8 protein-coding genes are annotated in these 11,848 nt (G+C 35.4%); 7 read left to right on the top strand and 1 reads right to left on the bottom strand.

What is annotated here, in order from left to right:
* Position 1: 1 nt before the first annotated feature.
* The 6 genes from MPR_RS15600 to MPR_RS15575 all read left to right on the top strand — a co-directional run bounded on the left by MPR_RS15600 (position 2) and on the right by MPR_RS15575 (position 4,703).
* Positions 2-694 carry a hypothetical protein gene (locus tag MPR_RS15600; RefSeq protein WP_041894115.1) on the top strand — a complete coding sequence of 231 codons (693 nt, stop codon included), beginning with the start codon at positions 2-4 and terminating at the stop codon, positions 692-694.
* Positions 695-718: 24 nt separating this feature from the next.
* Positions 719-1,414, top strand: coding sequence for a hypothetical protein (locus MPR_RS15595; RefSeq protein WP_041894113.1), 696 nt, complete (start codon positions 719-721; stop codon positions 1,412-1,414).
* Between the two features lie 177 nt (positions 1,415-1,591).
* Entirely contained in the window at positions 1,592-3,157 is a 1,566-nt protein-coding gene (locus tag MPR_RS15590; RefSeq protein ID WP_041894110.1) for a M20/M25/M40 family metallo-hydrolase, read from the top strand.
* Positions 3,158-3,251: 94 nt separating this feature from the next.
* Positions 3,252-3,581, top strand: a complete 330-nt coding sequence (locus MPR_RS15585) for a hypothetical protein (RefSeq protein ID WP_041894107.1) — start codon at positions 3,252-3,254, stop codon at positions 3,579-3,581.
* Between the two features lie 199 nt (positions 3,582-3,780).
* Positions 3,781-4,212, top strand: a complete 432-nt coding sequence (locus MPR_RS15580) for a hypothetical protein (RefSeq protein WP_041894104.1) — start codon at positions 3,781-3,783, stop codon at positions 4,210-4,212.
* Between the two features lie 104 nt (positions 4,213-4,316).
* Positions 4,317-4,703 carry a hypothetical protein gene (locus tag MPR_RS15575; RefSeq protein ID WP_041894101.1) on the top strand — a complete coding sequence of 129 codons (387 nt, stop codon included), beginning with the start codon at positions 4,317-4,319 and terminating at the stop codon, positions 4,701-4,703.
* Positions 4,704-4,779: 76 nt separating this feature from the next.
* Here MPR_RS15575 and MPR_RS15570 read toward each other — a convergent pair whose 3' ends face one another.
* Positions 4,780-5,730, bottom strand: a complete 951-nt coding sequence (locus MPR_RS15570; RefSeq protein WP_041894099.1) for an alkaline phosphatase family protein — start codon at positions 5,728-5,730, stop codon at positions 4,780-4,782.
* 222 nt (positions 5,731-5,952) lie between these two features.
* Here MPR_RS15570 and MPR_RS15565 point away from each other — a divergent pair, with 222 nt between their 5' ends.
* On the top strand, positions 5,953-11,844 hold the full coding sequence (locus MPR_RS15565) for an alpha-2-macroglobulin family protein (protein WP_041894096.1): 5,892 nt from the start codon (positions 5,953-5,955) through the stop codon (positions 11,842-11,844).
* The last annotated feature ends 4 nt before the right edge of the window (positions 11,845-11,848 follow it).

Below are 11,848 nucleotides of genomic sequence, written 5' to 3'. Positions count from 1 at the left end.
TATGAAAAGATATATACTATTGCTATTGGTAATCATGCTGATAGGATGTAATAAAAAAGAAAGACTAACCCCTATACCTGATACGCAGTTAGGAGGATTAAAGGGAAAGGTGAAGAGTAGAGTGGCTACTAGTTTCGTTGCTTTATTAGGAGCAGCAAGTAAGCAAATCACTCTGTATGATGAGCAAGGATATAAGATATCAGAAGAGGTGCTCTTAGATGAGACTGAGACTGGAGAATATTCTTTATTGGTTAGAATGGAATATATACCTTATCAAGATAGTGCTAGAATTAGCAAAGCGTATGGGGCAGATCACAAGTTATATGATGTGACAACGACTAAGTGGCTTACTAGTCAAGATTATACTCTAATTAAAATGAATGAAGAAGAAAAAGGAGAGATACATAAGGAGGTAGTAAAAGTAGATAATAAAGGGAGACAATTATATATAACATCATTAAGGGAATATGTTGGGAGAAGTCAAGTGGATACTATATCTAGGAGTATATTCGAGTATGATGAGAAGGGGTACAAAGTATTGGAGAAATCAAGACTTACGAGTGAGTCTTATGGTAAGATTAAAGTAACTAATTTGACATTCGATAAGTATGCTAATATAAGAAGGCAAAAAATATCTAGTGAGGATATAGATGCCAATGAAGAAGTAGAGTATACGTATGAATATTATGAATAATAAAAAAAGGCTAAAGAAAAGGAAATGATTAAGCAGTTAATGTTGGTGCTAGCAATGATGCTAGTGGGATGTAAGTCAGAGGGAAGTAATACCCCCTATAGTGATGCGAAGTTAGAGGGAATCAGAGGAAAGGTAAAGACTGTAACAGAGGTTGTACGACTGTCTGATTCTAATGTCGTTTCACAAAGAATAAGTCTATATGATGAGAACGGATATAAGATATCGATGGAGTCTCTAGACAATGAGTTAGATACTGAGTTATTAGAGTTTAGTAGTAATGGTATCCTTAAATACGAACCGTATAATGGACAACAACGCGTATTAAAAGGATATGACTATGAAGGAGCTGTGATAAGTGAAGCAATACAGAAGTGGTCTTCTCCTGCTGCGTATACTGTAGTTACATCTTATACTAATACTCCCTCAATGAGTAATACTATAAAAGGGGCAGTAGATAAAGAAGGAAAGACAAGTTCTATGCAGATGATAGCAAAGGATGGAGAGAGTGAACAGATAAACTCATTGACGAAGTTTATATATGATGATAGTGGATATCAGAATGGGTATATACAAAAAGATGTGTTAGCCTCTACAGATACTAAATATACTGTAGTGAATAAGGGATACGATAGTTTTGGGAATATTACGAAGCAGGAAGTATATGTGGAGCAAGGTGTACTGGTAAGTGAGAAGGAGATCACGTATGAGTATTATGATTAGTATAGCTCTAATTATGTAAAGAAAATAGGATAAAATTAAATGATGAGCATTTATAGAAGCCGATTATTGTGAATTTATTTGTATAATCTAGTGTTTATGGTGAAATAGGCGATTAATAGCCTTGGAAGTATGGTTAAAATGTGTAATTTGCCCATCTTAAACTAAACACTAACCAATATGAAAATCACAAACGTAATCAGTAAGACGATTGCACATAGTGTACTAGGGGTGACCTTACTGTCTAGTGCGCTAGTATTAGCACAAAAACAAGATCCTATAGTAGAGGCTATCGTAAAAGAAGGAACTACTAATTCTCAGTTAAAAAAATATGCATTTGAACTAATGGATGTCATCGGACCTCGTTTAGTTGGAACACCACAGATGATGCAAGCACATAACTGGGTAAAGGATCAGTATTCTTCTATGGGCTTCGAGGCGCGTAATGAAGAATACGGAACATGGAAGGCATGGGAGCGTGGTACAACACAGATTACGATGACTTCACCTCGTACTAAATCATTAGAGGGAATGCAACTAGCATGGAGCCCTGCTTCTAAAAAAGGAGGAGTAGATGGAGAAGTAGTGATATTAGCTGATGTAGCTTCTCAGGCTGACTTTAATGCTTGGTTACCTTCTGTAAAAGGAAAGTATGTCATGATCTCTATGCATCAACCTACAGGGAGACCAGACTACCAATGGCAAACTTTTGCTACAGAAGAGTCTTATACTAAAATGAAAGAAGAGAAAGCTGCAGCTGAGAAAGCGTGGGCTACTCGTATCAAAAATACAGGATATACAGCTAAGGAATTGCCTAAAGTATTAGAAGACGCAGGTGCTGTAGGTGTGGTAATGTCATACTGGACAGGTATCATGGGATCTAATAGAATCTTTGGAGCAGAGACTAAAAAAGTGCCTACTATAGATATCGCATTAGAAGATTATGGAATGCTATATCGATTAGCAGAGAATGGTAAGAAACCTCATATCCATGTGAATGCACAGTCAAAAGATCTTGGTACTGCGAAGACGTATAATACAGTTGCTGAGCTTAAAGGTGGAGAGAAAGGAGATGAGTACGTAATCTTATCTGCACACTTAGACAGCTGGGATGGTGGAACAGGTGCTACGGATAACGGAACAGGTATTATCACGATGATGGAGGCTGCTCGTATCTTAAAAGCGGTATTGCCAAATCCTAAACGTACTATCCTAATCGGTAACTGGGGAAGTGAAGAGCAAGGATTAAATGGGTCTCGTGCTTTCGTAGCAGATCACCCAGAACTACACAATAAGATACAAGTAGTATTCAACCAAGATAACGGTACAGGACGTGTGGCTAATATCTCTGGACAAGGGTTCTTAAACTCTTATCAATATATCACAGACTGGCTATACGCAGTGCCTGAGAAATATAAGAAAGAAATTAAGACTCACTTCCCAGGATCGCCTTCAGGAGGTGGTTCAGATCACGTATCATTTGTAAGTAAAGATATACCTGGGTTTATGATGAGCTCATTGAGCTGGGGGTATGGTAACTATACTTGGCATACGAATAGAGATACAGCTGATAAGATCGTTTATGACGATGTACAGAACAACGCTATTCTGATCGCTATCATGGCTTATAAAGCAAGCGAGGAAAAAGAGTTAGTATCTAGAGAAAAGATTGTTCTTCCATTTGACAATAAAGGAGAACGTCAAGAGTGGCCAGAGTCAAGAGGACCAAAGCGTACAAGTAACTAAGATATAAAGAAAGAGCATTGCTGAGGTAATGCTCTTTTTTTGTTGTTAAAAGTTGCGTAGAGTTGTTTAATTTTGGAGATATAAAGAGATAGATATGATAAAGTTGTTTTACTATGACGCACTTACTGATCAAGGTCAAGAAGGAGAAGAGTCTAAGGTGGCTACAGAGCTAGAGGTAATCACGTGTTTTAAAAAGTTATCGACAGAAGAAGGTACTTTTATTGGAATATTTAAGGGAGAGGATGATACGCTACAGTTCGGTTGGTTACGAGATGATATGTGGATTATAGATATTCCGATAGTGAGTAAAAAAGGTTCTTATCAGAAGGAAGGGACTCGAGAAGAGTGTATAGAATTAATCAAAGAGCAATATCAGAACTTTGATTTGAGCTTCAGTCATAGTTATACATTTGAGGAGTGGTAGTGAGTTTTATATTAGTGTAAACTAGTTTTTATATTTAGTTTCTAGTATTGGTGGTTGGTTTTTGATGGCTATTTTAATAAACTATATTTTTTAATCTTAATTTTATTGTTTTCTGTTTTGTATTTACGTTAAATAATATTTTTTTGGTATAAACTTTTGTTGTTTTTATTTTACTTTGACGCCCTAAAATAATAATAACATGAAAAATATAAGTTTGGTTATCATGATGTTAGTCATGGTTTTTGTTACTGGATGTTCAAAAGAAGATTTAGAAGTAAACAATAAAGATGTCAGTATTCAGTACAATGGTACATCTGTAGAAACTAGAAAAGCTAAGGAGTACACTAATTTTTATTTTACTATTAGATCTAAAGTGCGTACACCTATGCAAGGGTATGTAGAAGTAGTTACTATAAATAATGAGAAGATAAAGTCGGATAGATTTTCTCTTAATATGGGAGAACATAGAGAAGTTTTAGTGAAGAAAGAAGGAGTAGTAGTTGAAAGAGATTATGTAAAGAGCTATAAAGTGTATGCTACCCCTATCAACTTTGATGCATTTCCGAATAAGGGAATGCCTTCAAGAGATTTCTTTAATCCACCTATGTATAAATTTCCAAAGGCAGGATAGATCATCTACAGGTTATATACAAATGGGATACTTAATGTTGGTGTAGTGTTAAAGCATTGTGTCTTGTTTTGTTTGTGCAGTTTCTTTGTAATAAAAATTGCTTTATGAATAAGATATTGATGTCTATGATCATGATGATGCTATTATTAGTTAGTTGCTCATCAGATGACAATGGACTTAAGAGTAATGATAAAGATGCTTATACAGAATATGTGATTCATACTGTTATACAAAGAGATTCAAAAATGTATAGTCAGTTCATGTACAATGTGAAGTCTGTTACTACAAACCAATTAAAGGGATATCTAGAACTAACTACTGTAGAGGATAAAAAGTATAAGTCAGAAGACTTTAATGTAAGTCCTGGAGGAGTAACATCAGTGAAAGTACTTGTAGAAGGACAAGTGAGTGATGTGGGCTTTATTAGGGATAGAAAGCTATATGTTAGACCTGTTATTGCCTTTGTGGATCCTTTGTTACCAATAAAATAAATTATTACTTATAACTAAAAAAAGAGCTATTGGAGATTCTCTCTAATAGCTCTTTTTGTTGAAATAAAGTATAGACTTACTTAAAGATATCTTTTATCACTTTTCCTTTACTGTATTCTAGTTTTATACCTAATAGTTCAGCCATTGTATTAGCTACATCTATTTGCTCATAACTACCTGTACTGATTGTTGTATTTTGTTTAAAGTCTGGCCCCATAGCGAAGAATTCGATATGACGACATCCTAGACAAGCATCTCCATGGTTAACAAAAGAATCTTTTACTCCATCTAAGTGACGACCATGGTCATTTGATACCATTAGTGTTGTTTTGCCTTTATAGTCAGGTTGAGATTGTAAGAAATCCCATATATCTTTAATGCTTTGATCCGTGGTTTTGATAGCTTGTATATATTCATTCCATTTGTTAGCATGCCCATAGCTATCTACATCTTTTAAGTTGATAACAACTACATTAGGCTTGTCAGTTGTGATTACTTTTTTGAAGTTCTCGATAGTTACTTCATCTGTTCTATAACCTGTACCATTACCAGCTACTCCTGCATCTGCTTTAGGCATGTACTTATTATTCCAATCTGGGTTCTTAGTATTGTTTAGTACTTCTAGTTTGTCTTTAGATACGACAACCCAAGCTTTGCTACTGTCTTTGTTGGTTTGTTTTAACCATTGTTGTAACACAGAAGGATTGGTAGGAAGTTCTTTACCGTTATTCTTAATACTGTCATATACACCTGTGATAAGAGCTGTATGTCCTGCGTTAGTATTCGTTAGTCCATTGTTTCTAAAGTTGCTGATAAAAACACCTTCTTTTAATAGAGCAATACGGTTAGGAATATGTGCTTGTGTAGCTTCTTGCCATGTTTCTGTCATTCTAGGTCCGTCGATTACTAATAAAACGACATTCTCAGTTTGATACTTTTTGTTTTCTTTTTGTTCTACTTTATTGTCATCGCTAGAGCATGATACTAGTGATACACATAAGATAAGGCTTAGAATAATTCTTTTCATAATGATGTTTTTGTATATCACAAAGTAACTTCGATTACGCCTCATTATACAAGTTATTCGCATTATGCGTTTGTGAAGCTTAGGTTATATAAACGTTTAGAAAAAAGTAGAACCGTAGGCGTTATTTAATGTAGAGTTAACGACTATTTTGTATCATTTGCTGTACAAGTTTTTAGAAGTAATTTATAAAAACTCTATCTTTAAGGATTCAATTATAAAACTATGAAGAAGTTAGGTTTGTATCTTATGATTCTTGCTCCGATGATCGGCTTTGGACAAAGCTCGAATGGGAGAATACAGGAGTTGTGGAATATTATTCAGAAACAAGAAGAGAATGCTGAGGTAAAGAGCATGTTGCCAAATATACAGGAAGTAAAGAAGTTGTCTAAAAGACACAATGACTATCCTAGTATGATCAAAGCAATGTTCTATGAGGCAAGAGTAAATATCTTAGTCAGTGAAGATGATAAGTATGATGTCAATACAATCATTAAACAATTCGCTGAAGAAAGAAGAAACGCTAAAGGAATTAATAAGGCTATTATTGACACATATATCGCTGAGATATTTAAGCTTTATTACACTGCGAATAAGTATAAACTCAGAGGCAGAACAACTTTAGAACAAAGTACAGCTTCGGGTATCGCGTACTGGACTGCTGAAGAGTTTAAGAAAGAAATAGAAAAGTATTATCAAAGTGGTCTTGCTCTAGCTTCTAAAGAGCAAGGTGAGTCTATTGGTAATTGGGGAGATATGTTTAGCTCTAATGTTTCTAACTTAGGTGTTAATAGGACTAAACTGACAGTGTATGATGCATTGCGTCTAAATTATTTAGATAATCTACAGTATAACTCATTTGATTTGTCAGATGAAGAACGTAGAACACTAGAGCAAAAGAAGGAAGAGTTAAAAACATCTCTTCTAAAAGATGTAAAAGTAAAGAATGATCCTACACTCTATGTGTATGTAGAGATGTATCTAGCAGCTACTATAGAATCTAGTGAGGATAGAAAAGAGAAGTTTGAAAGCTTATTAGCAGCGTATCCTAATGAGCCTCTTGTGTACGAGGGGTATGCTAATTATCTAAATGGAGTAGAACTAGTAGCTCTAATAGATAAGGCTTTAAAGTTATTTCCTAATACCAAGACGGCAGAGAACTTAAGTACACTGAAGAAGTATACAGAACGCAAACAATACACTTATAATATCAATAAGTATGTATTAGATAATCAGGCTATACCTGTGAGCATAGGACATCAGAATGGGGATAAGGTATATGTACGCGTGTATAAGAACAACCAGGCTAAGAGAAGTAACAACGTACCCTTTCATAAGGGGATAGAGGCCTATAACAGATTAGATAAGGAATATACTTCTATAGATACTTATGCATTGCAGTTGAGTACCTTCTCTGATTATGAAATGCACAAGACTGTGGTGGCACTACATCCGTTAGAGGCAGGTAGGTATTTTATAGCATTTTCTAATGTTCCTTTTGACCAAATCAAAGAAGGAGAGTCTGATGTACAAGTGAGCCTTGTCAATGTGACACCTAATATTATAGAAATAAGCGAAGGGAAATTACGTGCTTATAATAGAAGAACGGGTAAGCCATTAAGCAATATTAGTATTCACATCGCTAATGAAGACGAGAAGCGAACTAATAGTAATTATTGGGAAACGGTGATAATGACAGACTCGAATGGAGAAGCTAATCTTGATTTTGCTAAATATGATCGATATCTCTATGCTAATATAAAAGGGGAAGAGGTATATTATTCTTCTTATGTCTATAATCGTTATCAGCAAGAAGAAAAAGAAGATAATGTACAGTATAAAGCGACTGTACTAACAGATAGAGGTATCTATAGACCAGGACAAGTCCTGTATTTTAAATCTATAGTTTCTAAAAAGAGTAAACTAAGTGAACAAGTCGTAGCTAAGGCACAAGTATCTATAAAGCTATATGATCCTAATGGAAAGGAATTGACTACACAACAACTGTTGACCAATGAGTTTGGTTCTGTCAATGGACAGTTTGTATTACCATCTGTAGGTAGATTAGGTAATTATAGTGTAGAGGTCATATTAGGAGAGGAGACTGTTGGATGGAGCCATCTATCAGTAGAAGAATATAAGCGTCCGAAGTTTGAAGTAGAGTTCGAAAAACCTAAAGAGATCTATAAGCTAAATGAGGAGGTAATAGTAGAAGGAAGTGCAAAGGCTTTCTTAGGGGCTAATATAGATAAGGCAAAAGTAGTCTATAGAGTAGAACGACAAGAGATATGGCCTTATTGGATATGTGGACCTTACTATCCAAGTAGATATTTGAATCCTGAGACAATGATTCAGGGAGAGACAATAACGGATGAGAAAGGAAAGTTTACTATCAGCTTTAAGGCGTTGCCTAAAGAAGAAAAAGAAAGTAAGCTGCCTCGTACCTTTACTTATTATATCTATGCAGATGTAATAGACCAGAATGGAGAAACACATAGCAGTAGTATAGATGTTGTAGTAGGAGAGAAGAATATAGAGCTAGCTGTTAATCTTCCTTTTATTTCTACAGTAAAGGATTTGAGTAAGTTTACGATTAGCACGAAGAACCTAAATGGGATAGACTATGCTTCTCAAGGGGAGTTAAGTATATTCCCTTTATTAGCTCCTAATCCTGAGCGTATCTCTGATAATTTTGGTTTGGATAAAGGAGATTATAAGTTGTATGATTACAATGAGTTTATCTCTTTATTCCCTCATTTAGATTACGGAGATGAGAAAGACACTGCACAGTGGGGAATAGGTAATTCTGTGTTTAGTACATCATTTAATACAGCAGATACAAAAGAGGTTGTATTTAAGGGAGCTAAACAATTGTCTTCAGGTGCTTATATTGTTAAGGGATATGTATATGAGAACGGTGAGAAGAATGAGATAGAGAAACGCTTTACATTAAGAAATGAGGAGTCAAAAGAGTCTTCAAAGGTCTTAGTGGAATTAAAAGCAGAGGACAAAGTATATAAAGTAGGAGATAAGGCTAGTGTAGAGATACGCAGTGCTGAGAATAATACGTATGCATTCGTAGAAGTAAAAGCAAACGGTAAACAGGTTTATCAAAAAGTGATGAAGATCAATAAGAGAGGTTCGTCAATAGATATTCCTATTAAACAGGATTATAAGGTAGTAGATGTTTATGCCTTAGCATTAAAACACAATATAGTAGCACAAGACGCGGCTAGTGTTGCTCTAAAAGGAGAAGAGAGTAAACTGTCTTTAGTTATTGAGTCTTTTAGAGATAAGGTAGAACCAGGAGCTAAAGAAAAGTGGTCTTTAAAAGTAAAAGGGAAAGAGAAGGAGCAAGTGGTGTCTGAAATATTGGCTACTATGTATGATGCTTCTTTAGATCAGTTCGTATCACATAGTCTAAATACTACTCTTAAGGTTCCTGTACATTATTACAACAGACCTTCGTTTAGTATGTATGATTTTAGTAATATCAAGGGAATAAGTTACTTTAATTCATTAGCAAGTGAGACAGTAGATTATATTAAGTTTATAATAGATAGACCAATCGTATTTAATACTTACGGCTTAAACTTCCAACCTAAAGTTAGAATTGGTTCTGGAACAATGCGAGTGAGAGGGATGAGTAAGGTGAGTGCTACGAGTGGAGATGCAATGGCTGAAAATATTGTTGCTCCTAAACTTTCATCTCAAGAGGAGTTTAAAGAAAGTGCTCCTATGATTGAGTCTAAGGACGTAAGTAATGGTGGTAACAGTGTAGAAAAAACAGATGCTCCTGCACCGACTGTTCGTAAAAACTTACAAGAGACAGCTTTCTTTTACCCTACACTAAAGACAGATGAGAATGGTGATGTGAAGTTTGAGTTCACAATGCCTGAAGCTTTGACTAAATGGAAGTTTATGGCATTTGCTCATACTAAGGATTTGCGTAGTGACTATGCAGAAAAAGAAGTAGTAACTCAAAAAGAGTTAATGGTAGTGCCTAACTTACCTCGTTTCTTACGACAAGGAGATAAGCTAACTTTATCTACTAAAGTAGTTAATCTATCTGATGCTAATAGAAAAGGTAAAGCTACTCTTCAACTGTTTAATGCTTATACGAATGAGTTGTTGGTAGAAAAAACAGGAGAGTTCTCTGTCAATAAGGAGGAGTCAAGTGCTGTAAGTTGGGATATAGAAGTTCCGAATAGCGTAGATGTAGTATCGTGTAGAATAGTAGCTGTGTCAGATAATTATAGTGATGGAGAAGAGTCTGTACTACCAGTATTGACTAATAGAATGCTAGTAACAGAGACAATGCCTATCTATATCAAAGAAGGACAGAATAAGATATTCAAGTTTAAAGAGTATGAAGCGAATAGAAGCAATACACTGCAGAATCATAAATTGACATTAGAGTTAACGACTAATCCGATTTGGAATGCTGTGTTTGCTTTACCATATTTACAAGAATATCCTTATGATAGTTCAGAGCAAGTGTTTAGTAAAGTGTTTGCTAATGCTGTTGCAACGAAGATATTAAATGACAATCCTAAGATTAAGACTGTCTTTGATCAATGGAATGTAAAAGGAGAAATGTCTTCTAAGTTAGAACAGAATCAAGAGTTGAAGAGTATACTGTTAGCTGAGTCACCATGGGTGAGAGAAGCAACAAGTGAGGCTGAACAAATGAAGCGTATGGCAGTCTTGTTTGATTTGAATAAAATGCAATATGATCTTCAGTCGGATATTGATAAGTTAATCGAGCAACAAAACGAAGATGGGGGATTCTCTTGGTTTAAAGGAGGAAAATCAGATAACTATATTACACAAACTATTGTAGAAGGTTTTGGTAATCTGAAACGCATAGGTGCAATGGATGCGCCTTGGGCAAGTGATGTGAATTATATTTCGATGCTAAAGAGAGCAATAGAATATATGGATCAAGCACAATACAAAGATTATGAAGAGCAAGTGAAGTTTGGTGTGAAGGGTAAAGTACCTAGTTTAGGTACACATTATTTATACGCACGTAGTTACTTTATAGGAGACTTCGGTATTAATGAGAAATACTCTCCTATGATAACAGCTATTCGTCAAAGTATCGAGAGTGAGAAACCTGCTAATAATCTTTATCAAGAGGCTATACGAGCTGTGATAGCTAAGAGATTTGGTTCTGATAAAAAGGCAGAGAGTATTGTTAAGGGGATTATGGAGACAGCAGTAGAGTCTGATGAGATGGGAATGTATTGGAAGAATAATACTGCAGGATGGTTATGGTATCAGGCTCCTATCGAAACCCAAGTAGCAATTCTAGAAGCTACCAACGAGGTAAATAAAGAGAAATACGCTAATGCGATAGAACAGATGAAAGTTTGGTTACTAAAGAATAAACAAACTACTGGATGGAGATCTACTAAAGCAACTACAAAGGCTGTATATGCCTTATTAAATACAGGTAAGTCTTGGTTAGATGCAGAGCAAGGTCTTGAAGTAAAAGTAGGAGGATATCCTATAGACACAGAAGCAAATGCTCAGGCAGGTAGTGGTTATATCAAACAGAGTTGGACTAAAGCAGAGCTGACAGCTAAAAAAGGTGTTGTAGAAGTAAATAAGACATCTCCTGGTATTGCTTATGGCGCGATGTATTGGCAGTACTTCGAAGATTTAGACGCTATTAATGCTGCAGAGACAGGTATTAAGTTAACTAAAAAGTTATATATAAAAGCGAATACAGAGAAAGGTCAAGTACTACGTGAAATCACTAAAGAGTCTCCAATTAAAGTAGGTGATGTAGTGACAGTACGTTTAGAGATAAGTGCAGATAGGGATATGGACTATGTTCACTTAAAAGATATGCGTGCTAGTGGCTTTGAACCTACGAATGTATTATCAGGGTATAGATGGAAAGGAGAGTTCGGATACTATGAAGAAACGAGGGACGCATCTACGAACTTCTTTATATCGAGATTGAGAAAAGGAAGTTATGTGTTCGAGTATGAGTTAAGAGCTAATGTAAGTGGTCAATTCTCGAATGGTATTACAACCATGCAGAGTATGTACGCACCAGAGCTAAGTACTCATAGCGAAGGTATACGAGTAGAGATTAAGAACTAGTGTA

The sequence above is a fragment of the Myroides profundi genome, from assembly GCF_000833025.1.
In the GTDB taxonomy this organism is placed as follows: domain Bacteria; phylum Bacteroidota; class Bacteroidia; order Flavobacteriales; family Flavobacteriaceae; genus Flavobacterium; species Flavobacterium profundi_A.
This window is presented reverse-complemented; position numbering and strand designations above follow the sequence as displayed.